The sequence below is a fragment of the Pseudomonas sp. JZ134 genome (assembly GCF_051027695.1).
GTDB classification, from domain to species: domain Bacteria; phylum Pseudomonadota; class Gammaproteobacteria; order Pseudomonadales; family Pseudomonadaceae; genus Chryseomonas; species Chryseomonas luteola.
In genome coordinates this window covers 3392293-3414956 of the sequence record NZ_CP069250.1, presented here as the reverse complement: position 1 = coordinate 3414956, position 22664 = coordinate 3392293, and the positions used below count along the sequence as shown (strand labels likewise).

Genomic DNA, 22664 nt, shown 5'->3' with positions numbered 1-22664 from the left:
CCTGTGGCATTGACGATTCTGGGCCTGTCCGGCGCCCTGAGCCATGATCCTTCCGCTGCACTTTATATCGACGGCAAGTTGATCGCGGCGGCTGAAGAAGAGCGCTTCGTGCGTGACAAGCATGCCAAGAACCGCATGCCCTATGAGTCGGCCAAATTCTGCCTGGAGCAGGCCGGTATCAAGCCAAAGGATGTGGATGTCGTAGCTATTCCATTTGCGCCGATCAGCCTGTTTGGCGAGGCTCGCTGGCATTATGCCAAGCGCTATGCCTATGCTCCTGACCGCGCGCTGGATGCCATTCTCTTTGGTAATCGCCGCTACAAGCGCTACCACAAGCGTATCCAGTGGTGCCTGCAGCAGTTGGGCTTTGATTTGAAAAAAATCAAGATCGAGCCTGTCGAGCATCACCTGGCCCATGCCTCCAGTGCCTACCATTGCTCCGGTTTTACTGAAAAGACCGCCATTCTAGGCATTGACGGCAAAGGTGAGTACGCGACTACCTTTTTTGGCTATGGCGAGAACGGCAGGATCCACAAAATCAAGGAGTTCTATGATCCGGACTCCCTGGGTGGGCTCTACGGTGCGATTACTGAATTCCTCGGCTTTGAAATGCTTGATGGCGAATTCAAGGTCATGGGGATGGCACCCTATGGCGACGCAAGCAAGTATGATTTCTCCAGGCTGGCGAAATTCGAGAACGGCGAGCTGATCATCAATACCGATTACGCTAACGTCATCGGCTTCCGTCGCTATAAAGAAAAGGGCAAGGGCTACTACTTCTCGCCCAAGCTGATCGAGTGGCTTGGCCCGAAGCGGGAGGGGGATATCGCCGATGATCCCTACATTCATTATGCAGCCAGCATGCAAGCACTCTTCGAAAAGCTGGCGCTGGAGATGATGGATTACTACCTGGGCGATATCATCAAGGAAACCGGCAAGATTGCCTTTGCTGGCGGCTGCGCCTTGAACGTCAAGCTCAACCAGAAGATTATTGCGCGCCCAGAGGTCAAGGAGCTGTTCGTTCAGCCAGCGTCTGGTGATGCAGGAACGGCAGTCGGTGCGGCAGCCTACGTATCGCACCAGCGCGGTGTGCCGGTCGAGAAGATGGAACACGTCTACCTCGGGCCGTCCTATAGTAACGAGGACGTGATTGCCGCCTGTGCCCGTCATCCTAATGCACCCAAGTGGCGCAAGCTCGACGACGTCCCCCAGCGTATCGCTAAAATCATGGTGGACGGCAATCCGGTGGCCTGGTTCCAGGGCCGCATGGAATTCGGCCCGCGTGCGCTGGGCGGCCGTTCCATCATTGGCTGCCCGAGCGTTCCGGGTGTGGCCGACCGTATCAATGAGCAGATCAAGTTTCGCGAACGGTGGAGACCTTTCTGCCCTTCGATGCTCGACACCGTGGCACATGAGATGCTCAAAGTCGACCATCCGTCACCCTTCATGACGTTTACCTTTGAGGTCAATGAAGAGTGGAAAAACCGTGTAGGCGAGGTGGTCCATGAGGACGGTACTTCCCGTGCTCAGGTACTGGAACGTCGACATAATCCACGCTGGTATGACTTGATGAAGGAGCTGGAAAACCTGACGGGCAACGGCGTTTCGTTGAACACTTCATTGAATCGTCGTGGTGAGCCGATGATCTGCTCTCCAACGGATGCGCTCAATATGTTCTACGGATCGGATTTGCAATACCTGATCATGGAAGACATCCTCGTAGTCAAAGACGGTGTGGATGCCTATGACTCGATCAGCTGAACCAAGGGTTTTACAATTCTGCCATGGCTATGATGGCCCTTTCCTGGACTGTGCCCGGCAATACGCAAGCCTGTTCAAGGGAACAGGCTATCGGGTTACGACAGTCTTTTTGACCGGCGCTGCCGATGCCGAGGTTGCCACCCAGTGCGCCTCGGATGAGGTGCTGTTCATGGAGTACAGCTCCAAGGATATTCGTGGACTGAAGCTTGGTGCTATCCGTGCACTGCGAGAGATTGTTCGTTCCAGAGGCATACGGTTCATTATTGCCCATCGCTTCAAGCCTACCTGGATTGCCTGTTTGGCTACGAAAATCCCGGTTATCGGGGTGAGTCATGCCTATGGTGACTATCAACGCTTTAGTCGGCGTGTGTTTGCTAAAACGTTCCGCAGGCGGCTGACGCTTCTGGCCGTCTCTAATGCAGTACGCGATGAACTACGTGCCAAGCTGCCTGACTGGCCGCATGAGTATATTGAAACGCTGTACAACCGAGTCGATGTAGAAGCGCTTCGTTCTCAGCAGTTGACTCGTTATGCTGCTCGTGAGCAGTTGCGTCTTCCGCAAGAGGCCTGGATTTTAGGTAACGTTGGTCGTTTACATCCAGATAAAGACCAGTCTACTTTGCTAAAGGGTTTTGCTAAAGCACTCCCGCATTTCACTCAAGATGCATTACTCGTCATTATAGGCAGCGGTCGTCTAGAGGGCGAGCTCAAGGAGGAAGCGCGTGAGTTAGGAATAGCTCATCAGGTTCTTTTTATTGGTCAAATACCCAATGCACGTCTGTATTTCCAAGCTTTCGATGCTTTTGCGTTGAGTTCGGATCACGAGCCGTTCGGCATGGTGCTTTTAGAAGCCATGGTTGCCGAAGTGCCTCTAATTGTTACTGGCTGTGGTGGCGCACGGGAGATTGTCGAAGGCGTAGGTGTGCTGTTTCCATTAGGGGATGACCAAGCGCTTGCTGAAGGTTTAGTTAGCTTAGCCCAGCTGGACAAGCGGCAAAGGCATGCTTGCAGTGCAGCTATGGCAGAGCGCTTAGAGACATTGTTCTCAGATGAGGCCGCTTGCAAGCGGTTCTGGAACTTGCCACAGGTCATTCGGCTTAAGCAAAGTGCTGCCTGAAACTTTAGGAAGTGTTATATGGCTAACATATCGGCACGCGCTTGGAAAGATAAGGCTCAAGCGCTAGACCATTACCGCTGGGCCCTTCTGCGGGAGCAATATAGCTATTTAGGAGCGTTGATCCGATATGCTCGAGATTACCTAAGGGACTGTATTTTTGGTTTTCGAGCACGTGGTCGTCTAGCGAAAGCGATCAACGTGATAGAGCAGGATTTCGTGTTGCTGCAGTCAGCCCCTAAAGTTATCGGTTTTCAAAGGAAAAAAGCTTTTCTAGAAAAACTGTCTGCATGTGGTGGGCATTTTATAGAAACGGCACTCGAAGAAGTCAATACTATTCTAACCAAAAGACTTCTTATAGATCCGCCACAGGCTGTTCCTCTTCGTTACTATGGTTATGCGGCCCATGCTGAATGGTTAGTCGCTGTGTTCAATCCAAAGATTCTTCTAAACGACAGGAATGGAAGCCTGTTTTCTCCCTTTTTACGGTTATCGCTAAACCGTAGGAATTCTCTTCTTGTGCATTTAGCTCATGCGACGACTGTAGAAAGCTCCAAGCGGTTGAGTATGAACGACTACGACTATTACTTTCTGTTTGGGAAGAGTTCATTAGAAGCACTACGGCGTCGCAAGCTAATGTTTGGCACATCCTGCGCAGTGCTTTCAGGCTCTCATATGGTGGATATGTCATACGATATACCGGCTGCCGATCCAACATTGAGAACAATCCTGTTATTAGGAGTGGGACCTGACAAGGAAAAGGAGCCGGGGTATCAGAAGAGCTACGAGCTTGTACGACAGTGGGCCGCGCGGCATCCTGAATATACTGTGCTGATTAAGCTCCACCCGCGAAGTAAGGGAACGTTCTGGCAGGAAAGTATTGGGGATAACATGCGAGTGCTGCCGCATACAGAATCCCTCGCAGGTGCACTACGGATTAGCTCTCTTGTTATCAGTATTATTTCTAATGCTGTCATAGAAGCTGCTCTGGCGGGGCGGCCTGTCATTCACGTTAACCTTAGTCGGGATTGGGATATTTTTGAGCAGGCCCATTTTTTCGGTGGCTGTGCTAATACAATTGAGCTGCTCGATGAACGGATCGCCGATATCGAGAGCGAATACGCAAGCCATGTATGCGAATCGCGGATGTTTGCCGATTACCATCTGAGTCAAGGTGTCGACGGGCTGAATCGGACCTTGGGAATGTTGCTGGCCTTGCAGAAAGGAGAAGTCTTAGAAGGAGAAATGTTAGAGGAGCGAGGCTTTTTTAGATGATTTCCTTTTGTTGCTATAAGTGAGCTGAACCTATGCGCTCTCTTAGTATCCCTGTCGGTAGGCTAAAACTCTTATATAGGCGGCATGCCGCCCTACTTCAAGTGTTCTTCTTATTTAGCGCCTTATTGCCGCTCGCTGTTGTTCTATTGGGGAGCTATGGTTGGCCGGGTGGTAGTTCCTCATGGTCGGGTAGCGTGAGAGCAGCGCTCGGCCTGTTTTTGCTCATGGCGTTACTGTATGGCAAATGGCGTGGTATTCATTTAAATCGATCTGTTTTGTTTCTGACCAGCTTATTATTTGCTTGGGTGGCGCTGAGTAGTTTAGCGATTGCAGAAAACCCGGATAGTTTGCGGCGAGTTATTGTATTAGTTGTGTTCATTCTATCCGTGTCGCTTGCTAGCCAGCAGGGGGAGCGATATTTGTGCCTAATTCTTAAGTGCTCTGTGCTACTAGCGGTAGTGGCTGCATTACTAAGTCTCTTTAATCTCTACGCAATTTTCGGGCTTGACATCCGCTATAGAGCGTCACCGCTAACAAAATCCGGTCTGGCAGGTTTTGCTGACTTTGGTAATTCAATCATTTCTGGAATGCATTTTGCGTTCTCTGCCGTCGTGGCGTTCTGGATCAGCTTGAATGCTTCTCGTAAGAGAGAAATATCATTTTGGCTGCTGTGTTTTTCAGTTATCTCAGTCTATGTTGTTCTGACCTATTCGCGCAGTGCATGGCTGGCATTAGGGATCAGCTGCCTAGTATTAGTGCTATGTTCGAAGCGCCGGCTCTTTCTGTTTTCATTGGGGATATTGAGCGCCGTGGTTGGTATAGTTTTCTTAGCGCTATATCATCCCGATGTGTTTCTTATAGAACAGTCGCGCGGGATAACATATAGAGATGTAATCTGGCAAGGCGTCTTGAAGCAAATGCAAGGGTATTGGCTTGTTGGGCATGGTGCAGGTGAAAGTATCCTACCGATTGCGATTCCTAGCGGACAAGTTGTTTCGAATACTCATGGTCTGCATCTGGAGGTCCTATTCCAGTATGGCTTGATCGGATTAGTGTTGTGGATTCTGTTGACTTTTTGTTCGATCGGACTGCTGATCCAGAATATCCATAGGAGCCCACTAGCCGCTTTAGGCTTATGTCTGCTTATCAGTAGTACGGGAGTAATGTTCTTCGAGTTGCATGGTTTTATTCATACTCCAAATTTGGTATGGCAATGGGTTTGGTTTCCTTTGGCTTTAGCTAGTAGCAGGTCGATATGCAGGAAGGGATTACCTGGATTAAGGGGGATACCGGGAAGGAGCAATTGCTCTTGAACGATACAGCACTTCCTTTAGAGAGTTTTGAAAGCTGCCACCGAAAATATAGGGGGCCTGTATTTATCATTGCCTCTGGCCCGTCGGTCCTAGATTTTCCTATCGAAAAGTATAGGAATTATCCGATGATCGCTATGAATGGGTCGATCTGCTGCTTGCAAGAGAACAATGTACAGCCTTTGTTTTATCTGTGCGATGATATCGGTGTGGTTGCGGCGCACAAAGAAGCTTTCAGATTAGGTGTTGAAAACGCCAAATATTGTTGTCTGGGTGATAGGGTCATCTTTAACGCTCAACAGCAGATGCCTGGAATTTTTGATGGTCGTAAGATCTACATGATGCAGCGTGTGAATCGCTTTCTGGGGAAAACGGCTGTATCCGACCGCCGCTTTGCCTGGTGCGCTCGCAGCAATCCCGATTTTGAAGTGGAGTGGTCGTTATTTAACCAAAAGAAAAACAGAATTGGATTTAGTCGTAATTTATGCAAAGGCTATTTTAACGGGCGAACTATTGCCTATAGTGCCGTTCAGTTGGCCTATCATCTAGGCTTCGATAAAATCTTTCTGGTCGGCGTCGATATGGGCGGGAAAGCCGAGCAGTTCTATTTTTGCGAGGCGGCGGGCTCCATGGGGCGGAGCCGGATCCTTGAAGATTTTCCTAAGTATATACTTCCAAGCTTTGATTTGATGTCCCGTAAAGTTATTAATAAATCATTTAGTGTCTTCAACCTATCGGCGTCTAGCCGAATTCCTAGCACGATTGTGCCCAAGATTAATATTGCAAGCTTGGATAAAGTATTGTCCTGCTCTAATAAGACCAATTAACTCGGTTAAGCGTGTTCATGATTCCTAAAAAGCTTCATTATTGCTGGTTCGGACGTGGCAAGCACTCTTTAGAAATGAAGCGCTGCTTGGCTTCATGGCGTTACCATATGCCGGATTACGAACAGGTTTGTTGGAGCGAAGAAAATTTTGATGTGACACAACATCCTTTCACGGCTGCCGCCTATGCGTCCGGGCGTTATGCGTTTGTGTCCGATTACGTGCGTATGCATGTATTGGGGGAGCATGGTGGAATTTATCTAGATATAGACGTGGAGGTAAAAGCGCGCTTCGATAGCTGTTTATCTTATAACCTATTTATCGGTTTGGAAGATTATAGGCGGTTCGCAACTTCGGTTATTGGTGCTTGTGCTGGTCATTGGCTGCCTCAGGCTATGCTTCACTATTACAATCTTCATTCATTTGATCTAAATAATCTTTCTGCATTGGTTAATGTCAATGAGGTCAGTCGGCTACTGCTTGAAAAGGGATTTTCAGGAGAAGGTGGGAGCGAGCAGATTGGTAACGAGCGGGTCTTTGAAATCGGTGTTTTCGCTAGCTCGAGAAATCAAGCTCCTAAGGTCAGGCCCATCGCACGCCATCTTTATGCTGGTAGCTGGCGAGCACCTAAAAACAAAAAGAGTTTGGCGAGCAAGGCTTATAGGAAACTGCGAAAATTGCCGAACCAGTTGGAGGATTTTATCTTTCTTAATATCTACAAGATAAAAATTATTATGCAAAAAAAAGAATAACTGAAGAGTTATTCTGTTTTTTTTAAGTCTTTATAGGTCTGGAGCAATATTTCTATAGGAAATGAATTTAAATTTCTTCTTTCAAGATAATTCGTTAGATGGTTGAAGTTTCTTCTAATATGTCTAGATTTCAACGGACCGCTCTTAAATTTGAGATCTAATACGTCAATGAGGCCAAAGCATTTCTCATTAGTTTGAATTATGTTGCCTAGGTGAAGAGATCTAAAATAAATTCCTTTTTGATGAAGCTCTAAAATAAAGGCAGCAATACTATATAAGTTTCTATTTATTTCCTCGGGGCATCGCTTAAAAATGGTTTCTAGCGACTCGCCTGGTAAGGGTTCATAAAGACATGCGCTAGTGCCTGTGGCCCGATCAGTCCAAAAAACATCTGTAACATTTGGTGCAGCTAGCCCAAGCGCAATTAATCTTTGAGTGTTCTGAAAAAAACTGATCGCCGGAGGGTAGAGGTTTGTTAAGATGGTTTTTTTTCTGACATGAAACACTTTCAAAAACAAACCGCTAGACAGTGCTATAACTTTTGGGCCTCGAGTATCCCGCTCCAATATTTTGCCATTTTTGACCCAGACCTCTAAGTCTTGCGCTGATATACTTCGCATTTCTTTCTTGCCAATGTGTGAGTTTGTCATATGGCTGCTAGTGACCAATCAAGTCTGAAAATTTATCTCAGGCTTCTAAAATACGTTTTGCCTTATTGGACCGCTTTTGCTATCAGCATCATAGGCTTTCTGCTCTTCGCATCCAGCCAACCCATGCTTGCTGACATTTTGAAGTATTTTTTGGACGGCCTGCAAAGGCCCGATGAAACAGAGTTTTTTGGTGTTCCGCTGGTGCTAGGCGTTCCGCTTATGATTGTGTTCATCGCACTGTACCAAGGTATAGGTTCATACTTGGGCAATTACTTCTTGGCCAAGGTAGCCCGTGGGGTAGTGCATGACCTACGTTGTGCGCTGTTTGATAACTTGCTGACATTGCCTAATCGCTACTTTGATAATCACAACAGTGGGCATCTGATCTCACGCATTACTTATAACGTGACGATGGTAACCGGAGCTGCCACGGATGCAATTAAAGTGGTAATCCGTGAGGGCTTTACCGTGGTCTTCTTATTCGGTTATTTGCTTTTTACCAACTGGCAATTAACGATGGTTTTGGTTGCCATTTTACCAGTCATAGCGATTATGGTGACCGCTGCGAGCAAAAAATTCCGCAAGCAGAGCAAAAAAATTCAGGTAGCCATGGGCGATGTAACTCATGTGGCCTCTGAAACCATTCAGGGTTTCCGAGTTGTACGCAGTTTTAATGGAGAGGCTTACGAGCGCCATCGTTTCCACAAAGCCAGCGCTGACAACATGAACCGCAGCCTGAATATGACGCGTACTCAGTCAGTTTATACGCCTCTTCTGCAGTTGGTAATATACATTGGGATGGCGCTACTGATGTATATGGTTCTTTACTTGCGCGGCGACTCTACGCCCGGGGAGCTAATCGCCTATATTACCGCCGCTGGTTTGCTGCCTAAGCCTATTCGCCAGCTCTCCGAAGTCAGCGCCACTATCCAAAAAGGTCTGGCAGGTGCTGAAAGCATTTTCGAGCAGTTGGATGAAGTCTCGGAAGTGGACGAAGGGACTGAGGAACGAGCTCGAGCGCAAGGGCGTTTGGAAGTCAGGAATCTGAACTTCACCTATCCCGGTACCGAAAAGCCGGTTCTGGACGATATCTCGTTCGTGGCGGAACCTGGACAAATGGTGGCGCTGGTAGGACGCTCGGGCAGCGGAAAGTCGACACTGGCCAACTTGATTCCCCGTTTCTATCAGCACACGCAGGGCCAGATTCTGCTGGATGATCTGGACATCCAGCGTTATCGGTTGCCCAATCTGCGTCGGCACATTGCTCTAGTGACACAGCAGGTCACGCTGTTCAACGACACGGTCACCAATAATATTGCTTATGGTGATCTGGCTGGTGCGCCATTCGAGCAGGTGCTCGAAGCTGCCAAGGCCGCCTATGCCGACGAATTCATCCAGCGTTTGCCTGAGGGTTATGAAACACTGGTCGGTGAGAACGGTGTACTGCTTTCAGGCGGTCAGCGTCAGCGTCTGGCCATTGCACGGGCGCTTTTGAAGAATGCGCCCGTGCTGATCCTGGATGAAGCCACCTCTGCATTGGATACCGAATCCGAGCGGCATATCCAGGCGGCGCTGGACAGGGTTATGACTGGCCGAACCACATTGGTGATTGCGCACCGGCTGAGCACCATTGAAAAGGCCGATCTGATTCTAGTCATGGATCAGGGGCGTATCGTGGAACGTGGTACGCATGCCGAGCTATTGGCGCAGAATGGCTATTATGCCCGCCTGCATAACAGTCAGGTCGAAAAAGGCGCAACGACACTCGATGAAGAAGGCACGCACGTTTCATGATGGAGTTGTTTAGGGCGTGGCGTGAGCGCGGCTGGGTTGAGATTGATGCACCAGCTTATGCCCGAGCGTGGCAAACATGGGGTGGCAGTGTTGCCACCCATCCAGAGATCGTTGCACGCCTGTCTGATCTGGTTGGGCTTCCGGTCCGCTATCTGGGATGGCCAGCCAGCGGCGAGCTGCAGATGGCGGTAGCGTGCTGGGATGGGCACATTGCGCTGTCTCGCGATGTGCTCAAGCGCAAGGGTAAACGTGATTACTTCGACCTGGGGAACGCAGAAATCATTCTGCCAGCTCAGGAGAATGCTCAGGCTCCGCTGCGCCAGAAGGCCCGGTATTTATCTTCGCTAAGTGCCGCGCATATCTCGACTGCACGTCAGCAAAAAGAATGTCTGGCAATTGCACGTGCGCCGGAGGAGCTTTCAAAGAAGTTTCGTTACAACCAGCGCCGCGAGTTGCGTCTGCTGGAAGAGGCGGGTGGGCAGGTTCGGCCTGTCAGTGACTTTACACCAGCAGAACTGGCAGCGTTCTATGCCGATCTGTTCGAGCGCCGCTGGGCCTTCGAGGTACCTGCCAAAGCTCATCTGGCTGACGTCTTCTCTCTGTTACGCGAATTCATGATGGGTTCCGTCATCTTTCTGGACGATGCTCCAGCTGCCATTCAGGTGCTTTACCGTGTCGAATCCCCTCGGTGGATCAGTGTTGAATACGTTAATGGTGGTGTGGCGCCGGAGAGCCGGGATTTCAGTCCGGGCAGTGTACTGAGCTTCCTCAATACCCAGGCGGCCTGGGAGGAGGCTCGTGCGCTAGGCAAGGACCTGCGCTTTTCGTTTGGCCGTGCGGATCGTGAGTACAAGGATCGCTGGTGCAACCGAGTGCCGGTCCACGAGGTGAAGTGATGAGTGCGCGTAAACAAAGGTTACTCAAGCGGCACCGGCGCCATAAGCGGATCGCACTAGGTATCATTGCGTTGTTTCTGCTTGCTCTGCTCGGTGCTGCGTTTGTACAGGTGCTGCCTTGGTGGCTGGTACCTCTTGCGATAGTGGCTGTCTGGATTGTTCATGAGGCCTGGTTCGCGGATCATCTGTTCTATGCGCCACATGATGATTACCGGTATGACTTTCCTGAGAGCAGTGTACGCCTGCCGGTTGAGATCACGGACAACGTCTTGACGTTGAAAGGGTATGAGCTTTCAGATGAGTTGCAATCCCTGGTATTGGAATGCGAAATCAAGGCAGGCTTTTTAGGCCGCTTGTTCGACCCTTATGTTGTGATTCGCGCTGGTAGCCAGGAGGATCGTCAGGATTTCGAGCGGGGCGTGCAAGGTCGCCGCTACCTTAACCTGTCAGGCTTTTCCGAGGCCTTGCGTGAAGGGCGAGTATCTGTCCGGGGCCGTTTTTGCCGGGTCGTTGGTTCTGTGACACTGCATGGGTTTTCCAATCCAGATTATGCCTCCAAACGTGTAATGGTAATTGCGCCCCATGCGGACGATGCGGAGTTGGCCGCGTTCGGTCTTTACAGTGGTTGTGCCGAGGCTTCGATTGTTACCTTGACGCAAGGAGAGATCGAGGCCGAGTACTATGAGCGACTTGGCCTCAGTACTGCTGAAGCAGCCAGGCTCAAAGGACGCTTGCGGACATGGGACAGCCTGGCTGTACCGCTATGGGGCGGTGTGCCCATGACGCGTTGCGTTCAGCTGGGCTATTTTTGCCTTCAGCTACCGGCCATGCATGCTGCGCCAGAGCAGGCGTTTGGCTCACGCGAGTCAGGTGATGTAGATATTCGTCCGGTACGGCGCTTTAATCCGTTGCGTCTTCCGGGTGACACGGACGGGCAACCCTCCTGGAATAATCTGATTGCCGACCTGGTTGCGCTCATCGAACATTTTCAGCCGGAAGTGATGGTGTTTCCCCATCCCCAGCTGGACCCTCATGCGGACCATGTTCAAGCAGCCCAGGCGGTAGAGGAGGCCGTCCAGTTCAGTAGCTGGAAGCCAGATACGGCGTTGCTTTATGCGAACCACTTGCACGACAACGACCGCTGGCCGATGGGACCGTCGGGTAACGGTATCGCATTGCCGCCGGCCATCGAGCCTTTGCCGATGCTACCTGTCTGGAGTCCAGTGTTGAGTGCGCAGACTCAGCTCGATAAGGCCATGGCGCTGGGCATGCAGCATGATCTGCTTGTTCCGCCACCACTCAAGAAACGTTTGCGCCGACTGCTTCAGTCTGTTTTGACAGGGCGTCAATGGCCAGTGACGGGAGAGGACGAATTCTTCCGCAAAGCCGTTCGCCGTCATGAGCTGTTTTTCGTAAAAGATCTGAGGCATGGGCCGCTCGGGGACTGATTTAACCCTGTGGTATCATCGCCGCCGTTTTGACGTTTGGAGTCTTTCCATGAAGCTGACCATGCCCCGTTTTGATCAAGCCCCCGTGCTCGTGGTCGGCGATGTCATGCTCGATCGTTATTGGCATGGTGCAACGTCGCGAATCTCGCCCGAGGCGCCTGTGCCTGTCGTACGGGTTGATCAGAATGAAGATCGCCCCGGCGGTGCTGCCAACGTGGCGCTCAATATTGCTGCCTTGGGGGCACCTGCCTATCTGGTCGGTGTAACAGGCCAGGATGAGGCCGCCGACGCCTTGGCTGACAGCCTGAAGGCCGCCAAGGTCGAGGCGCGTTTTCAGCGTATCGCCGGACAGCCGACCATCGTCAAGCTGCGGATCATGAGCCGTCACCAGCAACTACTGCGTGTCGATTTTGAAGAATCATTCAAGACCGATACCCAGGCGTTGGCAGCAGATACGCGCTCCATGCTGGCAGGTGTAAAGGTGCTGGTCCTTTCCGACTACGGCAAAGGCGCGCTCAGAAACCATCAGGACCTGATCCAGCTGGCCCGTGCTCGCAATATTCCGGTACTGGCAGATCCCAAAGGCAAGGATTTTTCAATCTACCGGGGCGCTAGCCTGATTACGCCCAACCTGAGCGAATTCGAGGCGATTGTAGGACCCTGCACCGACGAAGCTGATCTGGTCGCCAAAGGCTGCAAACTGATCGCTGAGCTTGAGCTGGGTGCGCTGCTGGTAACCCGTGGTGAAAACGGAATGACGCTGTTGCGGCCTGACCAGCAGCCGTTCCATCTACCTGCTCGTGCACGGGAGGTCTTCGATGTAACCGGCGCGGGCGATACCGTTATTTCGACCCTGGCGGCCGCGCTGGCTGCGGGCGAGGAGCTGCACAATGCGGTCGCTCTGGCGAACCTTGCTGCAGGTATTGTAGTGGGCAAGCTGGGCACTGCTGCAATCAGCGCTCCGGAGCTTCGCCGTGCGGTGCAGCGAGAGGAAGGCTCGGAGCGAGGTGTATTGGCTCTGGAACAGTTGCAGGTTGCTATTGAGGATGCACGTGCCCATGGCGAGAAGATCGTTTTCACCAACGGCTGTTTCGATATCCTTCATGCTGGTCATGTGGCTTATCTTGAGCAGGCACGTGCACTGGGTGACCGCCTGATTGTAGCGGTGAATGATGACGCATCCGTCACCCGCCTGAAGGGGCCGGGCCGCCCTATCAATACCGCCGATCGTCGAATGGCGGTGTTGGCCGGCCTGGGCGCAGTGGATTGGGTCATTCCTTTCAGCGAAAGCACACCCGAGGAGCTGCTCAAGCAGGTAAAGCCCGATGTACTGGTAAAGGGCGGAGATTACAAGAGCGTCGATGAGGTAGTCGGAGCACCCTTGGTTCAAGCCTATGGTGGTGAAGTAAAGGTACTGGGCGTCGTCGAAAACAGTTCAACTACCGCAATTGTCGAGCGAATTCGCGGAAGCTCCTGATAGAAACGGCGTCCGTCAGGACGCCTTCTCCTTGACTGTGCCCAGGCGGCTCAGCCAATCCTGCCAGCGTACCCGTTCTTCATGCACGAGCCAGCCGCGCTGTTCGGCAAAGCTTTCCGAGAGCCATAGGCCTCGGGTGCTTACAGGCTGGCGTTGCCCCTCATGCAAGGTAAACAGCTCGCCGGTAGGGCGACCCTGATCCACTGCCAGCAGATAAATATCCGGGCGGCGCCTGTCCAGGCGTGCGATGAGCTGTCCATCCTCCACCTTGTCATCCACATGGAAAAGACTAGGCGTGCGGATATCCTTGGGTAGCTCCATCTGCATGTCATAGACCAGCTGCAGCGATGCGGTAGGCGTATGCACGTAAGCGCGTGGCCGCTCGATCAGCGCCAAACTGCCGCACTGGACAGGACGTGCGGCCCCAGTACGAGGGGTGAGGGTGAAATGGCCGTTTTCCCGGTACTTCAGTGCTCCCTCGTAAGGCGTAGGCAACCAGGTATCGGTAAAACGGCCCTGTAGCCAACCGTCGGGGGTTTCAAACAGGCACTCTTCAGCCACTTCTTGAACGGCCGTAAGCAGTGGAAGGTTAAGCTCATGGGCAGGTACGTAACCAGATATCAGTTTCAGTACGGTATCGCCACGATCGACCCGCTTCTGACGGACCAGCAGCCAATGATCATGCCCTTGCCAGTTCAGCGTGATTCTGACCGAAACGCCCAGGTTTGCCAGCTCAAGTGAAAAGCGTTGTTCATCTTCGGCGGCAATCGGACGGCGGCGCTCCAGCACCTCGTTGAAATTCAAGGGTTGGCCCAAGGCCTGGTAAACCAGCTTTTCCGGGCTGCCTTCAACCAGCAGCGGCAGGGTCTTGAATGCCTTGGGGTTCTGACGCGCAATGAGTTGAGGCATGGCAGACTCCTGAAATTGTTATCATGGATGCCCCGTGCGCGTTAACGTCTGGACTCGATCACGCTAGCAGCGACACGGACATTATGCGACAGGTGCAACGGATTGATGGTTCCGATGATAGCGCTGGCCACTCCTGGATGACCAAGTACCAGTTCAAAACTGGCCTGGACGGGGTCCACGCCACTCCCAAGACAGACATGTCCGCTGGCCAGCGCCTTTTTGATGAGAATCGCCTTGCCAATAGCGGTCGCATGGTCGATGACCGGCCGCTCGCTCTGCTCGTTGAGGTTGTACGTCACCATGGCGCAATCGCCTTTGTCGAGCGCCAGCAGGCCACCCTCTACTGTCTTGCCGGAAAGGCCGAAAGCGCGAATGGAGCCCTCGCGCTTGAGCGTCTCCAGGGTCGTGTAGACATCTGACTGCTCCAGAATATCGAGATCGTGTCCGTTGGAGTGTACGAGTACCAAGTCAATGCAGTCGGTCTCCAATCGCCTCAGGCTGCGTTCGACGGAAAACCGAGTGTGCTGAGCACTGAAGTCGTGTCGTGATTGGCCGGACTCGAACTCTTCTCCCACTTTGCTGACGATAACCCAATTGTCGCGCTGCCCCTTGAGCAGCTTGCCCAGGCGTTCTTCGCTATGACCATAGGCGGGAGCAGTATCGATGAGGTTGATACCCAGCTCATGGGCAAGGGTCAGTAGGTCAGCAGCTTCACGGTCATCAGGAATCGTGAAGCCATTGGGATATTTCACACCCTGATCACGGCCCAGCTTCACGGTACCAAGCCCCAGTGGTGAAACCATGAGTCCGGTCGCGCCTAGGGGGCGGTAGTAATCGTGCAAGGTTTTCATGGCAACAGCGTCTCCCAAACTGGGATACCCATCGGTGGCATAGGGTGCGAAGGAAGGGCGGGATGCGTACCGGGGCGAATACCTTCTCGCTCAAGGACCGCAAAGACTCGATCAGAAAAATCAGGCGCCAGGGCCAATTTGGTTGGCCAGCCGACCAGCAGATGGCCGTGTTCCGCCACAAAGGCATTATCTGGACGGGCCATGCTGGATTGCGCCGGCTCTGCACGGTCTACCCGCAAGGTGGCCCACCGCGCCTGGGAGAGGTCTATCCAGGGCAGCAGCTTTTCCAGCTCATGACGAGCCACTGCAATCTGCTCGTCTTCTGAACGTGCTACACCTTCGGCTTCAGCCAGTTCACCTCCTAAGTACCAGACCCATTGCCCGTCAGCTGAGGGGTGTGTGGTCACTGTAATACGGGGCTTCGAACCGCCGCCCAGGCAGTGGGCATAAAGTGGTTTGAGTGTAGGCGCCTTGACCAGCACCATATGCAATGGGCGGCGCTGCATGGCCGGTTGCTCAAGGCCCAGGTCACGTAGCAGGGCTTCGGTGCCTCCGCCTGAGCTCAGTACTACTCGCTGAGCGCGGATAGGCTGGCCGTCCACGATCAGCCCCACCAGTTGCCCATCCTCAAGGATGGGGTCAAGGCGTTGTCCTTTCATCACGCTGTCACCTGCCAGCTCTGCCAGACGCGCAATGAGGCTCGGCACATCCAGTACCAGCTCTGCCAAGCGATAGGCCTTGCCCTTGAAGGCACGATCCTGCAGGGCAGGAGGCAGGTCCGATCCCTTGACGGGCTCGACTCGACCGCGAACGGCCTTGCTTGCAAAAAAGCTGGTGAGGTTGCCGGCGAGCGTGCCGGGAGACCAGAGATAATGTGCTTCCGAAAGGATGCGGACACCCTGCAGATCCAGCTCGCCCGTCCCGGCCAGGCTGTCGCGCCAGCGGCGAGGCATTTCGGCAATGGCCTCCGAGGCACCTGTTAGCGCGCCGTGCAAGGCATATTTGGCACCGCCATGGATAATGCCCTGGGACTTCATGCTTTGCCCGCCCCCCAGGGTGCCCGACTCGATCAGGATTGTGGCAAAACCCGCTCGGCGTAGACGGGCGTTCAGCCACAGGCCGGCAATGCCTCCGCCGACGATCAGAATATCGGTGCTCAGTGCTGGGCTCATGTGCAGGACTCTTTCAAAAACAGGCGTGCAGTATAACGTGAGGCGATTGCAGGCGTAGGTCTCAGGTCAATGTCCTGTACTCTTTGAAAACAGTTGAATGACAATAACGCCCAGGATGATAAGACCCATGCCCAGTATGGCGGCCAGATCAAGTGTCTGCTTGTATATGACGGCAGCCGCTATGCTGACCAACACGATTCCCATGCCTGACCAGATGGCATAAGCAATACCGACTGGAATGATTTTGACCACCTGAGAAAGAAAACCAATGGCAACGGCGTAGCCAACGATAACCAGCACCAGCGGGAGCGGTTTGTTGAAGCCATCCAAAGCCTTCATTGCGGTCGTCGCAACGATTTCAGCCGCGATGGCGATAGCCAGATAAATGTAGCCGATCATAAGAAGCATCCTGATTGAAAACGCCCAGTCTAGTTTTTCTTGTGATGGGATAAAGTGATTACCTATCTGTGATGGAGATAGGTTATGCAGTGGAGCCTTGATCAGGTCTGTCTGTTTGTGAGTGTGGCTGAGACGTGTTCGTTCTCTGCAGCGGCTCGCCGGTTGGGGCGCGCCCAGTCAGCTATCAGCAGCTCAATTGCCTTGCTGGAAGCAGACCTTGGCGTCCTGCTGTTCGAGCGCAGCAGTGGACGACAGCCTCGGCTGACCGAGTCGGGACGGGCGCTGCTTGATGAGGCGCGGGAAATTCTGAGGCATTGTGAACGCCTCGAAAGTCGGGCGCTGGGGCTGACACAGGGCGAGGAAACTCGCTTGCGCTTGGCTCATGATGAAGCGATGCCGTATCAGCCTATCGTCAACAGCCTTGAGACCCTGGCAGCGACCTATCCTTTTCTGGATGTACAGCTTGCCAGTGGCGCCCAGGGAGAGGTTGCGCGAAAGCTGCTTGATCGCCGAGCTGACCTTGGACTCATGTTCCATCACGAGCACATGCCCGATGCCCTGGAGCGCAGGCGGCTTAGTCTGGTGGAGATGGTTACGGTGTGTGGGGCAGGTCATCCCTTAGCTCACTATGCTCGCATCACGCGTCAGCAATTAGCTCAGCACCGGCAGATTCTCATTGCGCCTTATCAGAGCGGTTACCCGGGCGGCGAGCCGATCAGTCCACACGTCTGGCGAGCCGACAGTTTCTATGTGACAGCAGAGTTGGTCATGCGTGACATTGGTTGGGCCTGGTTGCCTCGTCATGTGGCCCGCTACCCTACTTATCTTAATCATCTGGTGGAGTTGGCCAGCGACTGGACGCCGCCCCCGCTGGTGGTTGAGCTGGTCTGGCGGCGTGACGAGCCCCAGGGGCCAGCAGCGCGCTGGCTGGGTGAGCACTTTGCCGAGCAGCTGCAAGCCATTGGTTAAGGCCGTCCTAGGATCAACAGAGGGCTTTGCCATCGCCTTTCCATGCAAAGCGGGCTAAGCTCCGCCGCCATGAACAGAATTCTCTATAGCCTGCTTTTCTATATTGCCCTTCCTTTCATTGCCGTGCGCTTAGTGCTCCGCTCGCGTAAGGCGCCGCTCTATCGTCAGCGCATGGGGGAGCGGTTTTCCCTTGGCCTTCCGCCCATGCGGCCTGGTGGTCTTTGGATACATGCGGTTTCAGTGGGAGAAAGTATTGCCGCTGCGCCAATGGTACGGGCTCTGATCGAACGGCATCCCGATTTGCCCGTCACGGTAACTTGTATGACGCCTACCGGTTCAGAGCGAATTCGGGCGCTGTTTGGTGACCAGGTTCAGCATTGTTATCTACCTTATGATGTGCCCTGCGCAGTCGCACGGTTTCTGGATCATGTACGACCGACGCTAGCTGTCATTATGGAGACCGAGCTCTGGCCCAACTATATCCATCAGTGCACCCGTCGAGGGATTCCGGTAGCACTGGCCAATGCCCGCCTGTCTGCACGATCGGCAAAAGGATATGGCCGTCTGGAGGGTGTCACGCGCCCCATGCTGTCATCCATGGACTGGATCGCAGTCCAGACACCGGCGGAGGCCGAGCGGTTTACCTCGCTTGGGGCCCGGCCTGAGTGTGTCACTGTGACAGGATCCATCAAATTCGACCTGAGTATCGATCCGGCGCTGATTAGTCGTGCAGAGGTGTTGCGAGAAGCCTGGGGACATCGCCCTGTCTGGATTGCAGCCAGTACCCATGCCGGCGAGGACGAGATTCTTCTGGCGGCCCATACGCGGTTACGCCAGCACTTACCTGACGCGCTGATGATACTGGTGCCGCGTCATCCTGAGCGTTTCGATGATGTTTACAAGCATTGTCAGCAGAGCCAGTTGAGCACTGCGCGCCGCTCGAAGGACGAGCCGGTTGCTCACGACACGGCCGTTTACCTAGGCGATACGATGGGCGAGTTGCTCTTCTTATATGCCGCAGCGGATGTCGCTTTTGTAGGAGGTAGCCTGATCGAGCGGGGCGGGCATAACCTTCTGGAGCCGGCAGCCCTGGGTAAGCCGGTTCTTTCCGGACCGCATGTGTTTAACTTTCTGGACATCGCGGCGCAACTGCGCGATGCGCAGGCCTTGCGTGATGTAAGGAGCGCCGAGGATATTGCTGAGGCGCTCCAGCTGCTGCTGACGGATGAGCATGCAGCCGACCAGATGCGGCAGGGCGGACTGGCTGTACTCAAAGCCAACCAGGGCGCCTTGCAGCGCCTGCTGGATGGGCTGGATCGGTTGATCAGGCATTCGTCAGGGTCTTAACGAGGGCCGCTGCGTCATACTGATGGGTTTGGCCAGATCCGGAGGCAGGAAGTCACGGTCCGGATCGTAGTCAGGTTTCAAATAGCGCGACAGTTCAAGCAGGTCGTTCGGGCTCAGAATGCCGGCTGACTGCTTCAGGCGCAGGTTATCCAGGATATAGTCATAGCGAGCATTGTTGTACTCACGAACGGCGTTATAGAGCTGGCGCTGTATGTCGAGTACATCAACGATACTGCGTGTGCCTACTTGATAAGCGATCTGGGTCGCTTCGAGGGCGCGCTGGCTGGACGCAATGTTTTGCTTGCGTGCAGCAATCTGCTCAACATCGGTGTTAATGGCGCGATGGTAGTTGCGTGTATTTTGTACCACCTCACGGCGCATGCTCTCGCGCTGCTGCTCGCTCTGGTCCAGCCGCTGATAGGCTTCGCGTATTTGGGAGCTGGTCAGCCCGCCGGTATAAAGGGGAACATTGATCTGCACGCCCACGCTGCGCTGGCTGACAGGGCTGTCGAAAATATCGACACCCGGATTGGGCAGGTTGAAAGCGTCATTGTCACCGCGCTGGTAGCGTGCCACCGCATCCACGGTGGGTAGGTGTCCGGCCTTGCGCTGGCGTAAGGTTTCCTGCGCCGTGTCTACGGCTGAGTTGGAGGCCAGCAGCTGGAGGTTCTGCGCCACGGCGCGATCGACCCAGGCCTTGGCATCGTTGGGCATGGGGGGCAGGATCGGCAGATCGTGGCGAATGCCTTCGAGCGCGTTGTACTCCCGGTTGGTCAGACGGACCAGCCCCTGAAAGGCATCCTGGACATTACGCGAAGCCAGAGAGCTGTTGGCCTTGGCTGTGTCATAACTGGCCTGGGCCTGGAGTACATCAGTTTCGTCCGTCAGCCCCACCTTGAACCGCTCCCGGGTCTGGTCGAGTTGGCGGAAGAGGGCTGCCTCCTCAGCCCTGGCAGTCGCCAGGGCATCCTGGGCACGCAAGGCGCTGAAGTAGCCTTCCGCCGTTTGCAGGATCAGGTTCTGCTGGGCGGCTGAAAACTGGTACTCGGCCTGTTCCGTACCGGCCTTGGCTGCCTGGAGTTGAAACCAACGATCTGCCCGGAACAGCGGCTGGCTGAGGTTGGCCTGGATCATCTGACTGCTGCGATCACTCTTATAGCGACCTTCTGCAATCCCTAAAGTGTCGTTCTGCTTCAGTCCCAGACTCATATGGGTGTCATTGACTTGAGCGCCCAAGCTGAGCTGCGGTAGCAGGCCTGCGCGGGCTTGCGGAATGGCTTCCCGCTGCGCGGCAAGGCCGGCACGCTCGGCTGCCAGATCGGAGTTATTGTTGAGGGCTTCCTGGTAAACCGCGACCAGTCCGTTCTGTGTAGTAGACGACTCTGCTGGCTGAGCCATAACCAGGCTGCAGGCACAGCTCAGGGTTGAAAAGAGAACGATACGCAGCATGTGAGGTCCTGGCATAGCTTTCCATGTTGTAGGGCGAGTGTAGCCGTATCGGCCATACGAGAGAAAATATGCTGTGAAGTTTCCTGGCGGGTAACGCATTCTGTGTTTACACTGCAGACGTTCTTGTCGGGGTGCGTCATACGAAGCGCTGAGATCGGGTAGTCCCGGATCCCGTTGAACCTGATCGGGCTAGACTCGTCGCGTGCGACGTGCCAACCCGCGTAGGGAACAAGAGGTCTGTTCGCTCGAACAGACCACCTTGCAGGCATCCGCCTGTTCCTGTGTATCAGGTTCTTCCCCGGCACCGTGCCTACCAGGAGAGCCTCGATGAACAAGCAGAACAATGTCACCGATTTCACTCAGGTCGATCGCCAGTCCACCCAGCCGTTTCCCAATTCCCGAAAGGTCTACCTGACCGGCTCCCGGCCGGATATCCGCGTGCCGGTTCGTGAGATCCGTCTGGGTGACACGCCAACCGCGTTCGGCGGCGAGAAGAATGCGCCGGTATTTGTTTACGACACATCAGGCCCATATACAGACCCGGATGTACGCATCGATCTACGCAAGGGGCTGCCGGATGTTCGCTCGCGCTGGATCGATGAGCGTGGTGATACCGAGATTCTACCGGGGCTTTCCTCCGAGTTCGGGCGTGCTCGCCTGGATGATCCGGCCCTTGATGCCCTGCGGTTTGCCCATGTTCGGACTCCACGACGGGCCAAGGCAGGGCACAACGTCAGTCAGATGCATTACGCCAGGAAAGGCATCATCACGCCGGAAATGGAATACATTGCCCTTCGCGAGAACATGAAGCTTCAGGAGGCTCGGGAGGCGGGTCTTTTGACGCAGCAACACGGCGGGCAAAGCTTTGGTGCTGCCATCCCGAAAGAAATTACCGCGGAGTTCGTCCGGGACGAAGTGGCCCGTGGCCGCGCCATCATCCCTGCAAACATCAACCATATTGAACTGGAGCCGATGATCATCGGCCGCAACTTCCTGGTGAAGATCAACGGCAACATCGGTAACAGTGCGCTGGGGTCTTCAATCGAGGAAGAGGTGGAAAAACTGACCTGGGGCATCCGCTGGGGCGCTGATACGGTGATGGACCTGTCTACCGGTAAGCATATTCACGAGACGCGTGAGTGGATCCTGCGTAACAGTCCGGTCCCGATCGGGACGGTTCCGATCTATCAGGCGCTGGAAAAAGTCGGTGGTGTAGCCGAGGACCTGACTTGGGAGATCTTCCGCGACACGCTTATCGAGCAGGCCGAACAGGGCGTGGACTACTTCACCATTCATGCGGGGGTACTGTTGCGCTACGTGCCGCTGACGGCCAAGCGCGTGACCGGTATCGTTTCGCGCGGCGGTTCCATCATGGCCAAGTGGTGTCTGGCGCATCACCAGGAGAACTTCCTGTATACGCATTTCGAAGAAATCTGCGAAATCATGAAGGCTTATGACGTCAGCTTCTCCCTGGGGGATGGCCTGCGGCCGGGCTCTATTGCAGATGCCAATGATGCCGCCCAGTTTGGTGAGCTGGAAACGTTGGGCGAGCTGACCAAGCTGGCCTGGAAGCATGACGTCCAGTGCATGATCGAAGGTCCGGGCCATGTGCCGATGCAGCTGATCAAGGAAAACATGGACAAGCAGCTCGAATGCTGCGACGAGGCGCCGTTCTACACGCTTGGCCCCCTGACCACGGACATCGCCCCCGGCTATGACCACATTACCTCTGGTATCGGCGCCGCCATGATCGGTTGGTTCGGCTGTGCCATGCTGTGTTATGTCACGCCCAAGGAACACCTGGGCTTGCCCAACAAGGACGACGTCAAAACCGGCATCATCACTTATAAGATCGCTGCCCACGCCGCTGACCTCGCCAAGGGTCATCCTGGCGCCCAGATCCGCGATAACGCACTAAGCAAGGCACGCTTCGAATTTCGCTGGGAAGACCAGTTCAACCTAGGCCTGGACCCGGACACAGCGCGTGCTTTCCACGACGAGACCCTGCCCAAGGACTCTGCCAAGGTGGCGCATTTCTGCTCGATGTGCGGGCCCAAGTTCTGCTCCATGAAGATTACTCAGGAAGTGCGTGATTACGCCAAGGAGAATGGGTTGACCGATGAGCAAAGAGCCATCGAAGCCGGGTTTCAGGAGCAGGCAGCACGGTTCAAGGAAGAGGGAAGTGTGATTTACAAGCAAGTTTAACGCGCGGGTTGTTGTGTAGTGCCAAGCCGCGTCCCTGGGCGCGGCTTCTTGTTATGTTCCGG

At 54.1% G+C, this 22664-nt stretch carries 19 protein-coding genes and 1 riboswitch; of the genes, 13 read left to right on the top strand and 6 right to left on the bottom strand.

Annotation, left to right across the window (positions count from 1 at the left end):
• The first annotated feature begins 3 nt into the window (after nucleotides 1–3).
• The 6 genes from JQR86_RS15865 (at nucleotide 4) to JQR86_RS15840 (ending at nucleotide 7036) form a co-directional block, all read left to right on the top strand.
• On the top strand, nucleotides 4–1761 hold the full coding sequence (locus tag JQR86_RS15865; RefSeq protein ID WP_074823495.1) for a carbamoyltransferase family protein: 1758 nt from the start codon (nucleotides 4–6) through the stop codon (nucleotides 1759–1761).
• Nucleotides 1745–2878: a glycosyltransferase gene (locus JQR86_RS15860; RefSeq protein ID WP_434153869.1), complete on the top strand. Its 1134-nt coding sequence runs from the start codon at nucleotides 1745–1747 to the stop codon at nucleotides 2876–2878. The genes JQR86_RS15865 and JQR86_RS15860 overlap by 17 nt, the downstream gene beginning before the upstream one ends.
• An 18-nt stretch (nucleotides 2879–2896) precedes the next feature.
• The gene (locus JQR86_RS15855; protein WP_434153868.1) at nucleotides 2897–4150 is read left to right on the top strand and encodes a capsule biosynthesis protein; all 1254 of its coding nucleotides are present in this window, start codon (nucleotides 2897–2899) and stop codon (nucleotides 4148–4150) included.
• Between the two features lie 194 nt (nucleotides 4151–4344).
• A complete protein-coding gene (locus JQR86_RS15850; RefSeq protein ID WP_434153867.1) occupies nucleotides 4345–5463 on the top strand; it encodes an O-antigen ligase family protein in 1119 nt (372 codons plus the stop codon).
• Nucleotides 5460–6287 carry a lipopolysaccharide core biosynthesis protein gene (locus JQR86_RS15845; protein ID WP_434153866.1) on the top strand — a complete coding sequence of 276 codons (828 nt, stop codon included), beginning with the start codon at nucleotides 5460–5462 and terminating at the stop codon, nucleotides 6285–6287. Before JQR86_RS15850 ends, JQR86_RS15845 begins: the two co-directional genes overlap by 4 nt.
• A 17-nt stretch (nucleotides 6288–6304) precedes the next feature.
• Complete coding sequence (locus JQR86_RS15840; RefSeq protein WP_434153865.1) at nucleotides 6305–7036, top strand: glycosyltransferase family 32 protein; 732 nt, start codon at nucleotides 6305–6307, stop codon at nucleotides 7034–7036.
• 8 nt (nucleotides 7037–7044) lie between these two features.
• Here JQR86_RS15840 and JQR86_RS15835 read toward each other — a convergent pair whose 3' ends face one another.
• On the bottom strand, nucleotides 7045–7686 hold the full coding sequence (locus JQR86_RS15835; RefSeq protein WP_434153864.1) for a toluene tolerance protein: 642 nt from the start codon (nucleotides 7684–7686) through the stop codon (nucleotides 7045–7047).
• On the opposite strand from JQR86_RS15835, the gene msbA reads away from it, so the two are divergent.
• From msbA to hldE, 4 genes are read left to right on the top strand one after another with little or no spacing between them, the layout of a single operon-like run.
• Complete coding sequence (gene msbA, locus JQR86_RS15830) at nucleotides 7687–9480, top strand: lipid A export permease/ATP-binding protein MsbA (RefSeq protein WP_434153863.1); 1794 nt, start codon at nucleotides 7687–7689, stop codon at nucleotides 9478–9480.
• The gene (locus tag JQR86_RS15825) at nucleotides 9477–10376 is read left to right on the top strand and encodes a GNAT family N-acetyltransferase (RefSeq protein WP_434153862.1); all 900 of its coding nucleotides are present in this window, start codon (nucleotides 9477–9479) and stop codon (nucleotides 10374–10376) included. Before msbA ends, JQR86_RS15825 begins: the two co-directional genes overlap by 4 nt.
• Nucleotides 10376–11824 carry a PIG-L deacetylase family protein gene (locus JQR86_RS15820; protein WP_434153861.1) on the top strand — a complete coding sequence of 483 codons (1449 nt, stop codon included), beginning with the start codon at nucleotides 10376–10378 and terminating at the stop codon, nucleotides 11822–11824. Before JQR86_RS15825 ends, JQR86_RS15820 begins: the two co-directional genes overlap by 1 nt.
• A gap of 49 nt (nucleotides 11825–11873) precedes the next feature.
• Nucleotides 11874–13301: a bifunctional D-glycero-beta-D-manno-heptose-7-phosphate kinase/D-glycero-beta-D-manno-heptose 1-phosphate adenylyltransferase HldE gene (gene hldE / locus JQR86_RS15815; RefSeq protein WP_434153860.1), complete on the top strand. Its 1428-nt coding sequence runs from the start codon at nucleotides 11874–11876 to the stop codon at nucleotides 13299–13301.
• Between the two features lie 15 nt (nucleotides 13302–13316).
• Here the strand turns inward: hldE and JQR86_RS15810 are convergent, their stop codons facing one another.
• The 4 genes from JQR86_RS15810 to JQR86_RS15795 form a co-directional block, all read right to left on the bottom strand.
• The gene (locus tag JQR86_RS15810) at nucleotides 13317–14210 is read right to left on the bottom strand and encodes a metal ABC transporter ATPase (RefSeq protein ID WP_407362856.1); all 894 of its coding nucleotides are present in this window, start codon (nucleotides 14208–14210) and stop codon (nucleotides 13317–13319) included.
• Nucleotides 14211–14251: 41 nt separating this feature from the next.
• Entirely contained in the window at nucleotides 14252–15061 is an 810-nt protein-coding gene (locus tag JQR86_RS15805; protein ID WP_407362857.1) for an aldo/keto reductase, read from the bottom strand.
• Nucleotides 15058–16233: an NAD(P)/FAD-dependent oxidoreductase gene (locus JQR86_RS15800; RefSeq protein ID WP_312270524.1), complete on the bottom strand. Its 1176-nt coding sequence runs from the start codon at nucleotides 16231–16233 to the stop codon at nucleotides 15058–15060. Before JQR86_RS15800 ends, JQR86_RS15805 begins: the two co-directional genes overlap by 4 nt.
• 66 nt (nucleotides 16234–16299) lie before the next feature.
• Nucleotides 16300–16632 carry a DMT family transporter gene (locus JQR86_RS15795; protein ID WP_074823063.1) on the bottom strand — a complete coding sequence of 111 codons (333 nt, stop codon included), beginning with the start codon at nucleotides 16630–16632 and terminating at the stop codon, nucleotides 16300–16302.
• 84 nt (nucleotides 16633–16716) lie between these two features.
• Here JQR86_RS15795 and JQR86_RS15790 point away from each other — a divergent pair, with 84 nt between their 5' ends.
• Both JQR86_RS15790 and waaA read left to right on the top strand, forming a co-directional pair.
• The gene (locus JQR86_RS15790) at nucleotides 16717–17601 is read left to right on the top strand and encodes a LysR family transcriptional regulator (protein WP_150348023.1); all 885 of its coding nucleotides are present in this window, start codon (nucleotides 16717–16719) and stop codon (nucleotides 17599–17601) included.
• A 69-nt stretch (nucleotides 17602–17670) separates the two neighbouring features.
• A complete protein-coding gene (waaA, locus tag JQR86_RS15785; protein ID WP_434153859.1) occupies nucleotides 17671–18948 on the top strand; it encodes a lipid IV(A) 3-deoxy-D-manno-octulosonic acid transferase in 1278 nt (425 codons plus the stop codon).
• Here the strand turns inward: waaA and JQR86_RS15780 are convergent.
• A complete protein-coding gene (locus tag JQR86_RS15780) occupies nucleotides 18937–20397 on the bottom strand; it encodes a TolC family outer membrane protein (RefSeq protein ID WP_074823061.1) in 1461 nt (486 codons plus the stop codon). The two genes, waaA and JQR86_RS15780, sit on opposite strands and share 12 nt — an antisense overlap.
• Before the next feature lie 117 nt (nucleotides 20398–20514).
• Nucleotides 20515–20642, top strand: a riboswitch (TPP riboswitch).
• Nucleotides 20643–20724: 82 nt separating this feature from the next.
• On the opposite strand from JQR86_RS15780, the gene thiC reads away from it, so the two are divergent.
• A complete protein-coding gene (gene thiC, locus JQR86_RS15775) occupies nucleotides 20725–22602 on the top strand; it encodes a phosphomethylpyrimidine synthase ThiC (RefSeq protein WP_404625399.1) in 1878 nt (625 codons plus the stop codon).
• Nucleotides 22603–22664: the final 62 nt, after the last annotated feature.

What these genes read in the sequence shown, in the direction of transcription:
- msbA (WP_434153863.1), top strand. Translation starts at nt 7,687, where the DNA reads ATGGCTGCTAGTGACCAATCAAGTCTGAAAATTTATCTCAGGCTTCTA.
- JQR86_RS15855 (WP_434153868.1), top strand. Translation starts at nt 2,897, where the DNA reads ATGGCTAACATATCGGCACGCGCTTGGAAAGATAAGGCTCAAGCGCTA.
- hldE (WP_434153860.1), top strand. Translation starts at nt 11,874, where the DNA reads ATGAAGCTGACCATGCCCCGTTTTGATCAAGCCCCCGTGCTCGTGGTC.
- JQR86_RS15820 (WP_434153861.1), top strand. Translation starts at nt 10,376, where the DNA reads ATGAGTGCGCGTAAACAAAGGTTACTCAAGCGGCACCGGCGCCATAAG.
- thiC (WP_404625399.1), top strand. Translation starts at nt 20,725, where the DNA reads ATGAACAAGCAGAACAATGTCACCGATTTCACTCAGGTCGATCGCCAG.
- JQR86_RS15795 (WP_074823063.1), bottom strand. Translation starts at nt 16,632, where the DNA reads ATGATCGGCTACATTTATCTGGCTATCGCCATCGCGGCTGAAATCGTT.
- waaA (WP_434153859.1), top strand. Translation starts at nt 17,671, where the DNA reads ATGAACAGAATTCTCTATAGCCTGCTTTTCTATATTGCCCTTCCTTTC.
- JQR86_RS15835 (WP_434153864.1), bottom strand. Translation starts at nt 7,686, where the DNA reads ATGACAAACTCACACATTGGCAAGAAAGAAATGCGAAGTATATCAGCG.
- JQR86_RS15825 (WP_434153862.1), top strand. Translation starts at nt 9,477, where the DNA reads ATGATGGAGTTGTTTAGGGCGTGGCGTGAGCGCGGCTGGGTTGAGATT.
- JQR86_RS15805 (WP_407362857.1), bottom strand. Translation starts at nt 15,061, where the DNA reads ATGAAAACCTTGCACGATTACTACCGCCCCCTAGGCGCGACCGGACTC.
- JQR86_RS15780 (WP_074823061.1), bottom strand. Translation starts at nt 20,397, where the DNA reads ATGCTGCGTATCGTTCTCTTTTCAACCCTGAGCTGTGCCTGCAGCCTG.
- JQR86_RS15860 (WP_434153869.1), top strand. Translation starts at nt 1,745, where the DNA reads ATGACTCGATCAGCTGAACCAAGGGTTTTACAATTCTGCCATGGCTAT.
- JQR86_RS15800 (WP_312270524.1), bottom strand. Translation starts at nt 16,233, where the DNA reads ATGAGCCCAGCACTGAGCACCGATATTCTGATCGTCGGCGGAGGCATT.
- JQR86_RS15810 (WP_407362856.1), bottom strand. Translation starts at nt 14,210, where the DNA reads ATGCCTCAACTCATTGCGCGTCAGAACCCCAAGGCATTCAAGACCCTG.
- JQR86_RS15840 (WP_434153865.1), top strand. Translation starts at nt 6,305, where the DNA reads ATGATTCCTAAAAAGCTTCATTATTGCTGGTTCGGACGTGGCAAGCAC.
- JQR86_RS15790 (WP_150348023.1), top strand. Translation starts at nt 16,717, where the DNA reads ATGCAGTGGAGCCTTGATCAGGTCTGTCTGTTTGTGAGTGTGGCTGAG.